13 protein-coding genes are annotated in these 17,058 nt (G+C 71.4%); 7 read left to right on the top strand and 6 right to left on the bottom strand.

Translation table 11 applies throughout. The features are described 5' to 3' along the window. Positions 1-54 precede the first annotated feature (54 nt). Positions 55-675, bottom strand: a complete 621-nt coding sequence (locus AC07DI_RS13555; RefSeq protein ID WP_478904387.1) for a TetR/AcrR family transcriptional regulator — start codon at positions 673-675, stop codon at positions 55-57. 203 nt (positions 676-878) lie between these two features. On the opposite strand from AC07DI_RS13555, the gene AC07DI_RS13560 reads away from it, so the two are divergent. From AC07DI_RS13560 to AC07DI_RS13590, 7 genes are all read left to right on the top strand, one after another. Next, positions 879-1,883: an ABC transporter permease gene (locus AC07DI_RS13560; protein WP_384255061.1), complete on the top strand. Its 1,005-nt coding sequence runs from the start codon at positions 879-881 to the stop codon at positions 1,881-1,883. Beyond that, the gene (locus AC07DI_RS13565) at positions 1,876-2,703 is read left to right on the top strand and encodes an ABC transporter ATP-binding protein (protein ID WP_478904389.1); all 828 of its coding nucleotides are present in this window, start codon (positions 1,876-1,878) and stop codon (positions 2,701-2,703) included. Before AC07DI_RS13560 ends, AC07DI_RS13565 begins: the two co-directional genes overlap by 8 nt. Positions 2,704-2,801: 98 nt before the next feature. Continuing rightward, positions 2,802-6,395 (top strand): bifunctional glycosyltransferase/CDP-glycerol:glycerophosphate glycerophosphotransferase, encoded by a 3,594-nt coding sequence (locus AC07DI_RS13570; RefSeq protein ID WP_478904390.1) that lies wholly within the window; start codon positions 2,802-2,804, stop codon positions 6,393-6,395. Continuing rightward, positions 6,392-8,713, top strand: coding sequence for a CDP-glycerol glycerophosphotransferase family protein (locus tag AC07DI_RS13575; protein ID WP_478904392.1), 2,322 nt, complete (start codon positions 6,392-6,394; stop codon positions 8,711-8,713). Before AC07DI_RS13570 ends, AC07DI_RS13575 begins: the two co-directional genes overlap by 4 nt. Then, the gene (locus AC07DI_RS13580; RefSeq protein WP_478904394.1) at positions 8,710-10,386 is read left to right on the top strand and encodes a glycosyltransferase family 2 protein; all 1,677 of its coding nucleotides are present in this window, start codon (positions 8,710-8,712) and stop codon (positions 10,384-10,386) included. The genes AC07DI_RS13575 and AC07DI_RS13580 overlap by 4 nt, the downstream gene beginning before the upstream one ends. Positions 10,387-10,839: 453 nt before the next feature. After that, a complete protein-coding gene (locus tag AC07DI_RS13585) occupies positions 10,840-11,382 on the top strand; it encodes a GntR family transcriptional regulator (RefSeq protein WP_478904396.1) in 543 nt (180 codons plus the stop codon). Between the two features lie 567 nt (positions 11,383-11,949). Next, a complete protein-coding gene (locus tag AC07DI_RS13590) occupies positions 11,950-13,218 on the top strand; it encodes a beta-propeller fold lactonase family protein (RefSeq protein ID WP_478904398.1) in 1,269 nt (422 codons plus the stop codon). 56 nt (positions 13,219-13,274) lie between these two features. On the opposite strand, the gene AC07DI_RS13595 is transcribed toward AC07DI_RS13590, so the two are convergent. The 5 genes from AC07DI_RS13595 to AC07DI_RS13615 all read right to left on the bottom strand — a co-directional run bounded on the left by AC07DI_RS13595 (position 13,275) and on the right by AC07DI_RS13615 (position 17,007). Then, complete coding sequence (locus AC07DI_RS13595) at positions 13,275-13,541, bottom strand: hypothetical protein (RefSeq protein WP_478904400.1); 267 nt, start codon at positions 13,539-13,541, stop codon at positions 13,275-13,277. Continuing rightward, a complete protein-coding gene (locus AC07DI_RS13600; protein ID WP_384255080.1) occupies positions 13,538-13,813 on the bottom strand; it encodes a DUF7848 domain-containing protein in 276 nt (91 codons plus the stop codon). Before AC07DI_RS13600 ends, AC07DI_RS13595 begins: the two co-directional genes overlap by 4 nt. Then, entirely contained in the window at positions 13,810-14,232 is a 423-nt protein-coding gene (locus AC07DI_RS13605; RefSeq protein ID WP_478904402.1) for a hypothetical protein, read from the bottom strand. Before AC07DI_RS13605 ends, AC07DI_RS13600 begins: the two co-directional genes overlap by 4 nt. Before the next feature lie 157 nt (positions 14,233-14,389). Further along, on the bottom strand, positions 14,390-15,592 hold the full coding sequence (locus AC07DI_RS13610) for a helix-turn-helix domain-containing protein (RefSeq protein ID WP_478904404.1): 1,203 nt from the start codon (positions 15,590-15,592) through the stop codon (positions 14,390-14,392). 203 nt (positions 15,593-15,795) lie between these two features. Further along, positions 15,796-17,007, bottom strand: coding sequence for a helix-turn-helix domain-containing protein (locus AC07DI_RS13615; RefSeq protein WP_478904406.1), 1,212 nt, complete (start codon positions 17,005-17,007; stop codon positions 15,796-15,798). Between the last annotated feature and the right edge of the window lie 51 nt (positions 17,008-17,058).

The raw sequence follows: 17,058 nt of genomic DNA on the forward strand, positions 1-17,058 counted from the left end.
GGCCCAGGGACCGCGGCGAGCACTGAACCCAAGACGCCCCACCGGCCCGCAGCCCTACAGCGCCCGCAACCCCGCAGCCGTAGCCGTAGCCAGTCTCCCCACGTACCCCTTCGGCACCTCGCCCCGCACCACCACGGACCGCCAGTAGAGCGGCCCGGAAACGAGATCCAGCGCCAGGTCCTCATCGGCGCCGGTCCGCATCTCGCCCCGCTCGATGGCCGCCCGCACGATCCCGCTCGCGACTCCGTGCTGCCCCTCGCGCAGCGCCTTCTGCAGCGCCTCCGCGATCTCGGGGTTGCGTGCCGCCTCGGCCTGGAGGTCGGGGATGACCTGGGAGGCGACGGGGTGGCGCAGGGCGCGTGAGGTCACCTCGTACAGGAGCCGCAGGTCCCCCTCCAGGGATCCGGTGTCGGGCGCCGGGAGACCCTGCACCGCTATGGCCGAGACCAGGTCGAGCACGAGGTGCAGCTTGGAGCGCCAGCGGCGGTAGACGGCGGTCTTGCCGACGCCCGCGCGGCGGGCGATGCCCTCGATCGACATGCGCGCGTAGCCCACCGAGGCGAGCTCTTCGAAGACGGCGGACCTGATGGCCTCGGTCACGTCCTCGCGGAGCACGGCGGCTCCGGCGGGGACCCTGCGGCGCGGCTGTTCACCTGCTGGCCTGCTCGTCGTCATACGGACAGCATAGAGCGTGACGACGATACGGTTGCGTCCCGACGTAACGCGCCCTACGCTCGGCGTTGCGACGATACGGGCCCGTCCCGACGTACTCTGTCACCGTCCCGGATATCTCAGATGACCCGAATATCCCCGATGTCCCACTGGCGTACACCCCTTCCGTACGTCACCCCCGCTTCCCCCGAGCGAAAGCAGCGGATGTGAGCCAGGCCCTAGACACACCGCCCCCCACCCCGCCCTCCACAGCGACCGGCACGGCGACCCCTCCGGCGCACCCCACCGTCCCCGCGCCCTCGCCCCCCGCGCCCGGCGCCACCCCCACGGCACCGGAACCGGCGCTCTCCCCCACCGAGCTGGCCGCCCGGTACGGCCTGACCGTCAGCGGCGCCCGCCCCTCCCTGCCCGCCTACGTGCGCCGGCTCTGGCAGCGGCGCCACTTCATCACCGCCTTCGCGACCGCCAAGCTGACGGCCCAGTACAGCCAGGCCAAGCTCGGCCAGGTCTGGCAGGTGATGACGCCGCTCCTGAACGCGGCGGTCTACTACTTCATCTTCGGCGTCCTGATGGACTCCAAGCGCGACGTCGAGGACTACGTCCCGTTCCTCGTCACCGGCGTCTTCATCTTCACGTTCACGCAGCAGTCCGTGATGGCGGGGACGCGCGCCATCTCCGGCAGCCTGGGCCTCGTGCGGGCCCTGCACTTCCCGCGGGCCGCGCTGCCGATCTCGTACTGCCTGCAACAGCTCCAGCAGCTGCTCTTCTCCATGTGCGCGCTACTGGTGATCCTGCTCTGCTTCGGCGTCCCGCCCACGGCGTCCTGGCTCCTCGTGGTCCCGGTCCTGGCGCTCCAGTTCACGTTCAACACCGGTCTGGCCCTGGTCATGGCGCGGCTCGGCAGCAAGACGCCGGACATCGCGCAGCTGATGCCGTTCGTGCTGCGGACCTGGATGTACGTGTCCGGGGTGATGTGGAGCATCGACGCCGTCCTGAAGGACCAGAACCTGCCGCACATCGTGAAGGTCGTCCTGGAGTCCAACCCCGCGGCGGTCTACATCGACCTGATGCGGTTCGCGCTGATCGACAGCTTCCAGCGGGACCAGCTCCCGCACCACGTGTGGCTCTGGGCGCTGGGCTGGGCGCTGCTCGCCGGGGTCGGCGGGTTCATCTACTTCTGGAAGGCAGAGGAGACGTACGGCCGTGGCTGAGACGAAAGCAGATGCCGTGCCCCCGCAGGTCCCCGACCTGGGCACCGCCCCCACCGTCATCGTCGACCAGGTCGACATCGTCTACCGTGTGCACGGCGCGGGCGCCACCGCGGGCCGCGGCAGCGCGACCGCCGCGCTCGGCCGCATCCTCAGGCGCGGCAAGGGCGAGTCCCCGGGCACCCGCAAGGTGCACGCCGTCAAGAAGGTCTCGTTCACCGCGTACAAGGGCGAGGCCATCGGGCTTATCGGCACCAACGGCTCGGGCAAGTCGACGCTGCTCAAGGCGGTCGCAGGGCTGCTCCCCGTCGAGAGCGGCCGCATCTTCACCGACGGCCAGCCCTCCCTGCTCGGCGTGAACGCGGCCCTGATGAACGACCTGACCGGGGAGCGCAACGTCTTCCTCGGCGGCCTGGCGATGGGCATGTCCCGCGAGCAGATCCGGGACCGCTACCAGGACATCGTCGACTTCTCCGGGATCAACGAGAAGGGCGACTTCATCACGCTGCCCATGCGGACGTACTCCTCGGGCATGTCGGCGCGGCTGCGCTTCTCCATCGGCTCCGCCAAGGACCACGACGTGCTCCTCATCGACGAGGCCCTGGCCACCGGCGACCGCTCCTTCCAGAAGCGCTCCGAGGCCCGCATCCGCGAGCTGCGCAAGCGCGCGGGCACGGTCTTCCTGGTCAGCCACAACAACAAGTCGATCCGCGACACCTGCGAACGCGTGCTCTGGCTGGAGCGCGGCGAGCTGCGGATGGACGGCCCCACGGCGGACGTGCTGAAGGAGTACGAGCGGTTCACCGGGGGCGGCAAGGGCTAACCCCACCGCCTACCCCGAGCCGATAAGGCTATCCCTTTTGTCGCATCAATACGCGGATCCTTACACTATGGGAGCGTTTAGCAACAGAAGGAGTGCGCGTGCAGCCACGGCTGAGTGTTGTCGTCCCCGTCTACAACGTCGAGCTCTACCTCGACGAGTGTCTGGCGTCCCTGGCGGCCCAGACTTTCCCCGACTTTGAAGTGATCATGGTGGACGACGGGTCGACGGACGGCAGCGCGGTGATCGCGAAGGCGTTCGCCGATGCCGACCCGCGCTTCCGTCTGATATCCCAGGAGAACAAGGGCCTGGGCGCGGCGCGCAACACGGGTGTGCGGGAGATGTCCCCGGACAGCGAGTACCTCGCGTTCGTGGACAGCGACGACACCCTGCCCGCCACGGCGTACGCGCTGCTGATCGAGACGCTCGACGAGACGGGCTCGGACTTCGCGGCGGGCAACGTGACCCGCTTCCGCTCCGCGGGCCACGTCCAGTCCCCCGTGCACCGCGTGCCCTTCGCGGCGACCCGGCTGCGTACGCACGTGTCGAAGTTCCGCCCGCTGCTCACCGACCGCACCGCGTGGAACAAGGTCTACCGCCGCTCCTTCTGGGAGAAGCACGGGTTCGCCTACCCCGAGGCCATGCTCTACGAGGACGCACCGGTCAGCGTCCCCGCGCACTACCTCGCCGAGTCGGTGGACGTCCTCAGCGAGCCGATCTACAACTGGCGCGAGCGGGAGATCGGCGAGCGCTCCATCACGCAGAACCGCACCAACCCGCAGGGCCTGATCGACCGCGTGAGGTCGATCCGCATGGTGCGCGAGTTCATGCTGGCGCACATCGACGACGACCCGATGTACGCCGAGCACCTGAAGGTCTACGACCACAACGCGCTCGCCGAGGAGATCCCCCTCTTCTGGAAGGTGCTCCCGGGCTCGGACGCCGCCTACCAGGAGGCCTTCCTGGAGCACGTGGGCCGCCTGGTCCGCGAGATCGGCCAGGACGCGGTGCGCGCGCTGCACGTGCCGCACAAGCTGAAGCTGTACCTGACCGTCCACCGCCGCCTGGACGAACTGGTCGGGCAGCTGGAGTTCGAGAAGGAGCACCCCGGCTCGATCCCCGTCTCCGGGACGCTGCACCCGAAGGCCGACTACCCCTTCCTCGACCCCACCGACCCCGTCCCCGACGCGGTCCTGCGCCTGGACCCGGAGCTGCGCCTGCGCAGCCGCCTCGACGAGGCCGCCTGGCACGACGACAAGCTGTGGCTGTCCGGCTGGGCGTTCGCGCGCCAGATCGGCGCCGAGTCGCGGACCAAGGCGCTGAAGTCGCTGATCCTGAAGGAGAAGGGCAGCCGCCGCACGGTCATCGTGCCCGCGCGCAGCCATCTCGACCCCGAGGCGACGGTGGCCTCCGGCGCCGAGTTCCGGCACGCCGACTGGGCGGGCTTCGGCGCGCTGGTGAACCCGGCGCGGCTGCGCCACCGCGGCAAGTGGGTCGACGGCCTGTGGTACGTGCGGATCGCCGTGGCAGGCACGGGCTCGACGCCGCGGCGCGGACCGCTGTCCGGCGCGGGCACGGGCTCGGGCCAGACGCCGCCCGCGCACTGGGTCACCCAGGACGTCCGGGTCGCCCCGCAGATCCAGGACGGCGAGCTGGCCATCCGCGTGGAGACGGCGCACGCCCGCGCCCTCGAGGTCCGCGCCGAGGGCGCCCACCTCGTCGTACGGGGTGTCCTGCGCACCGCGCCCGAGGGCGAGCCCCGCCTGCGCATGCGCCACCGCGAGTCCGGCACGATCCACACCGTCCCGCTCGACCTCGGCGTCCCGCAGGACGGCCGCGTCCCGTTCACTACCCGCGTGAGCACGGCGGACCTGACCGGCATACGCGAGGAGCACGAGCGCCTGCGCCCGACCCAGGCGGAACGCTCGATCGCCCGCTGGGACATGTCGGTCGAGGTCGTCGAGTCCACCGGCGCCGAGCCGAAGTCGACCCGCCTGGCCCTGATCCTGGACGACCGCGAGGGCTTCTCGGGTGCCCAGTTCGCGCAGGCGGACCCCAGCAGGACCGTCTACGCCCGGCGCAGCCCCGGCGGCTACCTCCAGTTCTGCGACCAGCCCGTCCAGCCCCTGGTCGACCACGTCTCCACGGCCCCCGACGGCACCGTCACCCTCACCGGCAGCTACCCGGCCCCAGGCGCCCACGACCTCGAACTTGTCCTGCGCCAGACGTGGTCGGGCCACGAGTACACGTTCCCGGCGAAGGCGGCGGACGGCCGCTTCACGGCGAGCTTCGTGCCCGCCCCCACCTACGCCTACGCGGGCGCCACGCCCCTGCGCGCCGGCTTCTGGTGGCCCTCCGTCCAGAAGCCCGACGGCTCCCGCACCGCCGTCCAGCTCGCCCCGCCCGTCCACGCCGTCCTGCCCCTGGAGGTGCGGGCGCACGGCAAGCGCGTGGAGCTGCAGGCCCGCCAGTACGACCAGCTCGCGCTGATGGCCCACTCCGAGCTGCGCCCCGAGGAGCGCAGCCGCTACCGCCAGACGCGGCTGCGCACCGAGGCCTACCCCGCCGCCCGCCACGAGCCGCTGCGCGAGGCCGTCCTGTACGACGTGTTCGGCGGCCGCATGTACGGCGACTCGCCGCGCGCCATCCACGAGGAGATGGTCCGCCGCGGTCTGCCGGTGGAGCACCTGTGGGTCGTCAAGGACGGCCAGTGCGAGGTGCCCCCCACCGCGAAGGCGGTGCGTGTGTACAGCGCCGAGTACTACGAGGCGATGGCCCGCTCCCGTTACATCGTCGGCAACACGCACTTCCCGCGCTGGCTGGAGCGGCGCGAGGGCCAGCAGATCATCCAGACCTGGCACGGCACCCCGCTGAAGCGGATCGGCTTCGACTTCGACAACGACCACTTCGCCAGCACCCAGTACCTGACGGACCTGGACCGCGAGCGCCACCAGTGGACGATGCTGCTCTCCCCCAACCGGTTCAGCACGCCGATCATGCGCAGCGCCTTCCGGTTCGGCGGCGACCTGGGCGGTGAGCTCCTGGAGGCGGGCTACCCCCGCAACGACGTGCTGCTCGCCCCCGACCGCGCCGAGCGCGCCGAGAAGGTGCGCCGCCTCCTCGGCCTGCCCGAGGGCAAGAAGGTCGTGCTCTACGCGCCGACGTGGCGCGAGGACAAGCAGCGCCACCGCGGCGGCTTCCTGCTCGACCTGCGCGTCGACCTGGCGAAGGCGCGCGCGGAGCTGGGCGAGGACCACGTGCTGCTCGTGCGGCCGCACGCGCACATCGTGGAGCCGGTGCCGGGCGCGGGCGACGGCTTCGTGTGGGACGTCGCGGGCTACCCGGACATCATGGACCTGCTCCTGATCGCCGACGTCCTGGTCACCGACTACTCCTCGGTGATGTTCGACTTCGCCGTGACCGGCCGTCCGATGCTGTTCTTCACGTACGACCTGGAGCATTACCGCGACCGGCTGCGCGGCTTCTACTTCGACTTCGAGAAGCGCGCGCCGGGACCGCTGCTGCCCACCTCCGACGAGCTGATCGCCGCGCTGCGGGACCTCGACGCGGCGAGCGAGCCGTACGGAAAGGCGTACGACGAGTTCCGCGCCGAGTTCTGCGACCTGGACGACGGCGGGGCCGCGGCCCGCGTCGTCGACCGGATGCTCGCCCACCGGGGGACGGCCACCGCATGAGTACACGAGAGGGGGGCGCCACCGTGCCCGAGCAGAGTGAGAGCGCCGGACCCGAGCAGGGGGCCGGCTCCGGACCCGAGCAGGGTGGGAGCGCCGGGCCCGTGCTGAGCGTGATCGTCCACGGCCGCAACGTCCAGGGTCACCTCGGTTCCTGCCTGGACGCCCTGGCCGCCCAGGCCTCGCCCGGCGTCGAGGTGATCGTCGCCGCGGTGGGCGCCTCCGCGCAGGCCGCCGCCGCGGACCGCTCCGGCCTCACCGTCGTCCCGCTGCCCGAGGGCACCGGCGACGGCGCGGCCCGCGCCGCGGGCGCCGAGCGGGCGGCCGGCCGGTGGCTGCACTTCGTGCACAGCAAGGACAGCGTGCCGACGGGCGCCCCGCGCGCCGTCGCCGACCGCGTGGCCGACCTGCCGGACGGTGTGGACGGCGTGGGCGGCGTGGATGTCCTCGTGGTCGACCACGTCCGTTCGACGTGGCGGCACCAGGGGATGCCGAGCCCCGACGGCAAGCACCTCGCCAAGCAGGGCCGCCGCGACCTGCCGCTCGCGGACTGCCCGAGCCTCCTGAAGGCCACGCCGCTGCTCGGCACCCGGGTCCTGCGGGCCGACTTCTGGCGGGCACACCGCGCCGAACTGGCCGTCGACGACGAGACGTTCGCCGCGTACGCCGCGCTGCTCCTCGCCGACCGGCTCGCCGCGCTCGACCAAGTCGCGCTGAACGTACGGGAGTTGCGCGCGGAGAGCCTGCCCAAGGGCAGTCCCGAGGAGCGGTACGGCGTCATCGAGCGGTACGAGTCGCTGCTGCGGCTCGCCGCCGGACGCGGCCTGCCGACGGCGCCGCGCGCCGCGCTGTACGACGTGATGGTCGGCGACTGCCTGCGCATCATCGCCCGCGAACAGCTCCCCGACGCCGTGCGCAGGGAGTTCTTCCACCGCGCGTCGAAGGCGGCGCTCGCCTGGCGGCCCGCGGGGCATCAGCACCCCGGCGGCCTCGAAGGCGTCCGGCGCCGCATCCTCGAAGAGGACGCGTACACCAAGTACCGCACCTTCCAGACGGCCAACCAGCAGCGGCGCAAGCTCCGGTCGGCGGTCGTCTCGCGCAAGCACAAGGTGGGCCTGAAGGTTCGCGACCTGCGCTACCGCAGGGCGCTCGAGCGGCCCGTCGACCCCGAGCTCGCGGTCTTCACGGCGTACTGGGACCGGGGCGTGGCCTGCAACCCCGCGGCGATCGCCGCGAAACTCGCCGAACTCGCCCCGCACATCCGCCCCGTGTGGGTCGTCTCGGCCGCGAACGTGCCGCTGCTGCCGCCCGGCACCGACCACATCGTGCCCGGCACACCGCGCTACTGGGAGGTGATGGCGCGCGCCAAGTACCTGGTGAACAACGTCAACTTCCCCAACGCGATCGTGAAGCGGCCCGACGCGATCCACCTCCAGACCCACCACGGCACACCGCTCAAGCGCATGGGCCTGGACCAGCTCGACTACCCGGCCGCGTCCAAGGGCCTCAACTTCCACAGCCTGCTCGCCCGCATCGACAAGTGGGACTACAGCGTCTCCGCGAACGGGCACTCCACGGAGATGTGGGAGCGGGCCTACCCCTCGCACTACACCTCGCTGGACTACGGCTACCCGCGCAACGACGTCTTCTACAGCGCGGGCGGCGCCGACATCCGCGCGATCCGGGAGCGGCTCGGCATCGCGCCGGGCAAGCGGGCCATCCTCTACGCGCCCACCCACCGCGACTACGAGGCGGCCTGGACCCCGCGCCTGGACCTCGCCACGCTCGCCGACCGGCTCGGCGAGGACACGGTGCTCCTGGTCCGCGGCCACTACTTCTACGGCGGCGCGACCTCGCCGCTCGCGGGCCTGCGCAAGAGCGGCCGGGTCATCGACGTCTCCTCGTACGACCCCGTGGAGGAGCTGTCGCTCGCGGCGGACGCGCTGATCACGGACTACTCGTCGATCATGTTCGACTACGCCAACCTGGACCGACCGATCGTCGTGTACGCCGACGACTGGGAGACGTACGCGAAGACGCGCGGCGTCTACTTCGACCTGCTCGATGAGGCGCCGGGCCGGATCGCGCGCACCCAGGACGAGCTGACGGAGATCTTCACCTCCGACGCCTGGCGCGACGAGACGGCGGCCAAGGCGCGCCGCGCCTTCCGGCACCGCTTCTGCGAGTACGACGACGGGCGCGCGGCCGAACGGGTCGTACGCCGCGTCTTCCTCGGCGAGAGCGAGGAGTCCCTGCCGCCCGTGACCCCGGTCGACGAGCGCACCCCGGCACCGACGCCCGAGGAGGCGACTCAGCGATGACCACCACTCCTGATGTCACCGTGACGGTGATCGTCTACAACGACGCGGAACGGCTGCCGCGCGCGGTGGCCTCGCTGCGCCGCCAGACGCACGCGAACATCGAGATCATCATCAGCGACGACCACTCGACGGACGACACCCCCGAGGTGGCCCGCCGGCTGGCGTCCGAGGACGAGCGCGTCTCCTACCTCCGCCTGCCGCAGAACAGCGGAGGTTGCAGCGCACCGCGCAACCACGCGATCGAGGTCGCCCGCGCCCCGTACCTGATGTTCCTGGACAGCGACGACGAACTCCCCGAGCAGGCGGTCGAGTTGCTGCTCGCGGCGCACCGTGAGCGCGAGGTGGACTTCGCGATGGGCGCGGTGGAGCGGGTCCGCGTCGACACCGGCCGCACCTCCACGTGGATGGCGCACCTGGTGGCGGAGCGCCGCACGGTGGAGGGCATCGAGACGGAACCGGCGCTGTTCTTCGAGCACCTGTCGACGAGCAAGATGTACCGCCGCGAGTTCCTGGACCGCAACGGCCTCCGCTTCCCCGAGGGCATCCACTACGAGGACCAGCTCTTCTCGGCGCAGGCGTACTGCCTCGCCAGGTCCTTCACGGTCATCCCGGACCCCGTCTACCGCTGGTACATAGCCCCGTACGAGGCGGCGGAATCGGCGTCCATCTCCAACCAGCGCCACAAGCTGACGAACGTCCGCGACCGCATCCACGTGCAGCGCCTCATCGACGCGTTCCTGACGTCGAGCGGCCACGAGGGTGTGCGGGAGGCCAAGGACTACAAGTTCCTCAAGCACGACTTCCGGATGTACGCGGGTGACCTGCCGTTCCGCGACGAGGAGTGGTTGTCGGGCTTCGCGGACATCGTGAACCCGTACCTGGCGGAGCTGGCCCCCGGCGCGTACGCGCGCCTGCCCCGGGCCGAGCGCGTCGTCCTCCAGCTGGTCCGCGACGGCCGCATGGCGGAGGCCCGGCTGGCGGCGCGGGGCCTCGGCCACGGGGTGGCGCCGCGCGAGACGTCGGTGGACGCGGAGGGCCGCGTCTACTGGGGCGCGCACGTCCCCCGGTCGTCGGCGGCCCGCGCCGAACTGGACCTCACGGACCAGGGCCTGGACTCCCGCCCCTTCCCGAGCGCCCAGTTCCGCCACGAGATCACCCGGGTCGAGCCGGGCCCCGGCGCCTCGGTCGACCTCACCGTCCGCACGTACGACCCGGGCCTGCGCCTGCCGGTGGGCCCGCAGATCGCCACGATCCTCCTGGCCCCGGGCCGCCGCCGCATGAAGACCCCCTTCCGCCTGGACCCGGTCCACCCCGGCGTCTTCGAGGGCACGGTGCGCCTGGACCTGACGCAGGCCCCGCTCCCCCTGAACGGCTTCGCGGGCACGCGCCACCCGGTCCTGCAACTCACCTCGGGCCAACTCCGCAACACGGCCCTGCTCCTGGCGCCCCTCACCTTCCCCACCCTGAGGGCCCGCGTGGACTACCGGGGCGGCGCGCTCCCCCACGAGGTCACGGTGGAACCGGAGGGCCGGGCCTCGGGCCGCCTCCAGCTCCGCTGGACCCCGGTGGGCGTGACGTCGAAGGTCATACGCCCCCTGGCCCGCAAGGCAGGCGCGAAGGCGAACTCCCGAGTCCGCAGGGCGGCGCGCCTGGCAGCCAGCCTGACCCGCTGACACCCCGTGAGCCGGGGCGGTCCCTCCTAGCCCGCCCGCCCCGGCTCACCTGCCCCACGAGGCGAGGGCCCCGGCCCACCTGTCCCACGACGCGAGGGCCCTGGCCCACTTGGCCCCAGAACGCGAACGCCCCGGCCCACCTGAACCCACAACCTGGGTACCGCCCCCCTCCCAGCTCGCCCCACAACCTGAGTGCCCGCCTCCCCTCAACCGACCGCCACACCCCACACCCCAGCCACACTCCAGCCGACCGCCCTTCCCCACCCACCACCCCCCACCCACCCGTGGTGAGCGAGGCGCGCGTGAGCCGTCGGCCTGGACTCACGCCCAGGCGAGGCGCAGGTGCTGCTTCTCGGGGCCGACATGTGGCCGCATGCGACGCGCAGCCCTCATGTGCTTCGCTCAACGTGCGGAGCGGCAAGGTCGCCGCCACCGGCCACGCAGGAGGACACCGTGAGCGACCACACGTGGGTCAGCACCTCGATGCCGTACCTGGTGCCCCGGAAGAAGGGGCAGTCCGACGCCTGGGCCGAAGAGGCCGCCGCCCGGGGCGGCAAGGGCACTCAGCGCATCACTCACGCCGGCGAGGTGCCCGCACCGGACGCGGTGGCAGATCTGCTCGGAGTCGTCGCCGGGGAGCCGGTCGTCGTACGCCGCCGTGTCATCGAACTCGACGGCCTGCCATGCGAGTTGACGGACACGTACTATCCGTCGGACATTGCCCGCGGCACACCCTTGGCCGAAACGGGCAAGATCCGCGGCGGCGCCGTGACATTCCTCGCCGGGCTCGGCCACATCGGCGTACGCGTCCGGGAGGATGTCACCGCCCGCATGCCCGACGCCGAGGAACGCGAAGCCCTGCGACTGGGCCAGAACGAGCCGGTCCTCCGACTGAACAGGGTGACTCTGGACAACGAGGACCGGCCGATCCAGGCCGACATGATGGTCATGCCCGCGCATCTGCAGCAGCTGCGCTACGAGATCAGGACCGGATGACTCGGAACGCCCCCTCAGGCGTCACCCTGTCGGCACGGACCGGCTCTTCCTCTCGCCCCCAGGCTGAGACCCGGAAGACGGGCCAGGGGCGGAAACCGTGGGGCACGGTGTCAAGGTGTCGGGCGGCCACCTTCTGACCGCATCAGGACAACCGTGGGGTTTCGGCCTCCATGTGGTTGAGGGAGCGGGAGGATTCCGGTGACGTCGCCGGGCGTTGCCCGGTGATCGGGGCGGCGTGCGGTGGTGGGGCTCGTACGACCGCACGGCTGCCGGTTCTCGGGGTCTTCCGGATCCACCGTCAGGGTGCGGACCGCCGAAGGGGGAAGTCCCTTGATACCCGCACGCTCCAGGCCCGTCGGGCCCCCGAGACCCTCCGGGTCCCTGACATCCGCCGGCTCCCCGCGACCCTCCGGATCTCCGCGACCTTCCTCCGGATCGAGCCGGTCGCCTTTCGCCGGCCGGCGGTGGCGGCGGCTCACCTCTCTCGCCGCCGGCGGCGCCCTCGCGCTGGCCGGCCTCGTCGCGCTCCCCGCGCCCGCACAGGCCGCCGCCGGGCCCTCGGCATACGTGGCCAACTTCCACGGCGACACCGTCTCGGTGGTCAATACGAGCACGAACACCGTCACTAGCAGCATCGCCGTCGGGAACAGCCCCGTCGGCGTCGCGGTCAGCCCGGCCGGTGCGCACGCCTACGTCACCAACTTCGACGAGGCCACCGTCTCCGCGATCGACACGGACACCAACGCGGTCACCGCGACCATCCCCGTCGGCAGCAACCCCCTCAACGTGGCCGTCACCCCCTCCGGAAACCGCGCGTACGTCGCGAACAGCGGCGGGAACACGGTCTCGGTCATCGACACCGCGAGCAACACGGTCAGCGCCACCGTCCAGGTCGGGAACTCCCCGAACGGCGTGGCGATATCCCCGTCGGGCACCACCGCCTACGTGACCAACAACAACGGGAACTCCGTCTCGGTCGTCGACACCGCGAGCAACACGGTGACCGGCACCGTCCCGGTCGGGGCCTCCCCAGCCGGTGTGGCGGTCAGCCCGTCCGGGGCCGTCGCCTACGTCGCCAACAACGGCGGGAACACGGTCTCGGTCATCAGCACCGCGACCAACGCCGTGACCGGCACCGTCCCGGTCGGGGACGCGCCGAACAGCGTCGCCTTCGCCCCGTCGGGCGCCCGCGCCTACGTCGCCGACCGGGGCAGCGACGACGTGAAGGTGATCGACACGGCGACCGGCACCGTGGCGGCGACCGTCCCGGTCGGTGACAGTCCGGCCAGGGTCGAGGTCAGTCCGTCCGGCACCGCCGTCTACGCCGCCAATGTCACCGACGGCACCGTCTCGGTCATCGACACCGGGACCAACGCCGTCACCGCCACGATCGGCGGATTCACCGGCCCGTACGGCATCGCCTTCGCCCCCGCGCCGCCCCCGGCCAAGGCGGACATCGACATCGACCTCACCGCTCAGCCGTACCTGAGCCTCCTGGTGCCCTACCTCTCCTACACGCTCACCGCCCACAACACCGGCCCCGGGGCCGTGAGTTCGGCGACGCTCACCGCGAAGCTCCCGACGGGCGCGAGGGCCACCAATCTCGCCGCCGGATGCACTGCCGCCGGTGCCACGGTGACGTGTACCTACGGAGCCATCGCCGGCAACGCGAGCGTGCACAAGTCCTTCCGCGTCCCGCTGGGCCTGCTGACTCTCGGCCCGGTCAAGGTCACCGGTCAGCGCACCGCTTCGGCGCCCACCGACCCCAACCCCGCCAACGACGCCGCTTCCGTCACCTGCACCGCCGTCTCCATCGTCCTCGTCACCTGCCCCTGACATCACTGACACCGCTGACATCGCCTGAGGCCCGGCCGGGTGTTCCCGGCCCGGCCTCAGAGCGCGCTCCCGGTCGCCGGTGCGTCACGCCCGTGCGACTGGACGCGCACCATGTGGTTCAGCTCCGCCAGGCACGGGCCGCACCCGTACACGTCACCCGTCGCGCCGGGCGTGTGCACCGAGCCGACCCACAGCACGCGCACACCCTCGCGTCGGCAGTACAGCCAACAGGCGCCGGTCACCCAGCAGTTGCCGTCATCGGCACGGGCCGCGAGCGGCCAGGCGTCACGCCATGGCCGCCCGGCCGCCGGATGGAACGTCACCCCTCACCGTCGTGCGCGCACGCGTACTCGGCCCGCTCCGCCTGCGGCCGCAGCACGGCGTAGTCGCCGAAGTTCCGCCGGTAGCGCCGGTGGCCCGTCTGCTGCGTGTGCCTGCGCTGCCACTCCTCCACCGGCCCCGGGTCCCCGCACGTACCGGACTCCGCGCCGCACTCGCTCTCGTCGCCGGACACGCACCGTGCCTCGTACTCAGGCTCCGCCGTCCGGTCCTGCTCGATGACGAACGGGACGTAGCGGAACACCCGCCGGGTCACCGCGCCACCCTCCGCTCGCCGCGCACCGAGTCCTTCACGTGCAGAAAGCCACCGGCCTTCTCGATCTCCCGCGCCACCTCGTCGTACTCCTGCACGGCCGGCGAGATCATCGATCGCCACGCCGTGAGCACCGCCCCCGCCCCACCGCTCCTGACACACTCCACGGCCCGCTCCAGCCCCACCCGTCCCTGCGGCGGCAGCAGCCCCACCCGCTCCTCGACGACGTCCGCGATCTCCCACCCGAACGCCTCGGCGTACTCCGTGCACTCCTTGCGAGGCACCACGATGTCGGTACCGGCCGCACCGGAAAGGTAGATCACGCAACGGAACCGCCCTATCCCCACGGTCCCGGCCCGCACCTCGGCCTCACCCGGCGAGACGCCCGCCGCCGCGTCCGCGAGCGCCTGACGCCGCCTCACGTCCCCCTCGGTCCTGCGTGCCGCGCGCGGACCGTTCCCTCGTTCACTTTCACTACCGACCATGCGTCGATTGTGTCGACTCGATCACCCACAGTGAAGAGATGGGACGTATGGGTAGACGAGGCCGCCACGCCTCAACTCCTACGCCCCGTAAGGCCTACGTGATCAGCGGCATCCCGATCAGCTCGCCGATGTTCCGCACCCGCGCCGTCGACACCTTCGCGAGCCGCTTCCCGATGACGCCGGGCAGCGCCTGGTGCTTGACCCACTCCGGGGCGTCCAGCGCCACCTCGATGAGCGTGTCCGCCGCCTGGTCGTGCAGGCCGACAGCGCACTGGGCGAGGGCGACGTCCAGCTTGTAGCGGTTGCGGGCGAGTTTGGGCAGGGAGCCGGGCAGTTCGGTACGCGAGGCCAGGGTCAACGCCCTGCCGTGGTTCCCGAGCGCCACGGAGATTCCCACGGCCTCGGTGTGCGCGGCGGTCGGCCCGAAATGCGTGCCGTGCAGTGTCACGTCGTGACCGATCCGCGCTGCGGCCGCATGGGCTTGCGAGAGGTAGTCATCCGCCGCCACGGCGTCCCCGTTCCGCGACGCAGCCACGGCCGCGGAGATCATCAGGCGCCCGTAGCCGAGCAGTTGCGGCCTGGACGCCTTGCTGAACGACGGCTCGATCGCAAGGGCCGCGCGCTCCGCGACAGCGATCGCCCGGGGGACCTTCGCGCTGCGCAGGTAGATCCACGACAGCGTCGATTCGAGGAGCGCGGCCAGCACGGCGTCACCGGAGTCCGCCGCGAGGCGCCGCGCGGAGGTGAGCGCACTCAGGGCGAGGTCCCGCTGCCCCAGCAGGATCGCCGCCGAGGACGCGAACTGGTAGGTACCGGCGAGGAGCGAACCGAGGCGTTCCCGCTCGCGCCCTGTGGCCTGCCCGTACCGGGCGCTCCCTTCGAGCAGCACTTTGGCGACGAGTTCGCTCAACTGCCCGTAGTCGCCCTGCCAATAGGCGACACCCACGCGTTCGTGAGCGGTCGACAGCTCAGCGAATGTGCTGGGCTCGTCGACGCCCTCCCAGTCCCCGAGGGCACTGTCGTGCACGGCATCGGAGAGCCGCCGCAGGGCAATCCGGGTGTCCTGGCTCGTCCCCCGGCGAGGAGCCTGCTGCCCCAAGAGCACCGACACATCCGAGTTCAACGCATGCGCAAGCCTCAGCAGCGAACCGACGGACAACTCGCCCCGGTCCTGCTCCGCCTTCTGCACCAGCGCCAGCGACAGCCCCGACGCATCCGCCAGGCCCTGCTGCGTCAGATCGGAGCCCCGCAGATGCTTGATTCGCCTACCGGTCGTCAGATCGGCCCAGTCGCTCACGATCACCCCAGAGGGTCGGCTCAGGCTGCTGATGGCTGCTGAACTTCGATGGTAGGCCCCAACGCCCGCGCATCCAGAGCGAACAGTCCAGCTTCAGCCCACCACCTCGTACAGGATCTCTCGGACAGGACCTGCCCCTCCGGCCCCGTTGCCGCCCGCCGCAGCGCGGGGTCACCGGCACGCAGGCCACCGTCGCTCGCGCCCTACGTGATCAGCGGCATCCCGATCAGCTCGCCGATGTTCCGCACCCGCGCCGTCGACACCTTCGCGAGCCGCTTCCCGATGACGCCGGGCAACGCCTGGTGCTTGACCCACTCCGGGGCGTCCAGCGCCACCTCGATGAGCGTGTCCGCCGCCTGGTCGTGCAGGCCGACAGCGCACTGGGCGAGGGCGACGTCCAGCTTGTAGCGGTTGCGGGCCACCTTCGACATGGACTTGGGGAGTTGCTTCATGTCGGGCTGACCGGCGAGGTCGAGTGCGCGACCGTAGCTCTTGAGTGCGACGTGGATTCCGACCGCCTCAGTCCTGGCCGCTGTCGGGCCGAAGCTGGTTCCGTACAGCTTCTCGTCACGGCCCAGCCGGGCCGCCGCCGCATGCGCCTGAGAAAGGTAGTCGTCGGCCGCGCTCTCGTCCTCGCGCCTCGACGCCGCCACGGCCGCCGAGATCATCAGGCGTCCGTATGCGAGCAGTTGGGGCCGGGACCCACTACTGAAGGACGGCTCGATCGCCAGTGCCGCCCGTTCGGCCACCGCCACGGCACGGGGCAACTTGGCGCCCCGCAGGTAGATCCACGACAGCGTGGACTCCAGGAGCGCCGTCATCACGGGGTCACCGACGTCCCTCGCAAGGTGCTTGGCCGACGTGAGCGCGCTCAACGCAAGGTCACGCTGGCCGAACCCGGTGGAGCACGAGGCGGCCACACGGTACGTGCTCGCCAGGATCGAGCCCAGTCGCGCCCGCTCGCTGCCCGTGGCGCTGGCATACCTGATCTGCCCCTCCATGAGGACCTTGGAAGCGTAGCCGCTCACGTTCGCCGTGTCGCTCGCCCAGTAGGCCGCCCACGCGAGGTCGCGGGCCTCGGCCAGTTCGTCGACGGTGCTCGGATCGTCGATGCCTTCCCACTCGCCGGGGGCGCTCTCGTGTACGGCATCGGACAGTTGGCGCAGGGCGACGCGGACGTCCCGGTTCATCCCCCGGCGAGGAGCCTGCTGCCCCAAGAGCACCGACACATCCGAGTTCAACGCATGCGCAAGCCTCAGCAGCGAACCGACGGACAACTCGCCCCGGTCCTGCTCCGCCTTCTGCACCAGCGCCAGCGACAGCCCCGACGCATCCGCCAGGCCCTGCTGCGTCAGATCGGAGCCCCGCAGATGCTTGATTCGCCTACCGGTCGTCAGATCGGCCCAGTCGCTCACGATCACCCCAGAGGGTCGGCTCAGGCTGCTGATGGCTGCTGATAGCTGCTG

The organism is Streptomyces sp. NPDC044106, from assembly GCF_056433985.1.

Coding starts and splice junctions, on each gene's coding strand:
- AC07DI_RS13575 (WP_478904392.1), top strand. CDS start 6,392: ATGAGTACACGAGAGGGGGGCGCCACCGTGCCCGAGCAGAGTGAGAGC.
- AC07DI_RS13580 (WP_478904394.1), top strand. CDS start 8,710: ATGACCACCACTCCTGATGTCACCGTGACGGTGATCGTCTACAACGAC.
- AC07DI_RS13555 (WP_478904387.1), bottom strand. CDS start 675: ATGACGACGAGCAGGCCAGCAGGTGAACAGCCGCGCCGCAGGGTCCCC.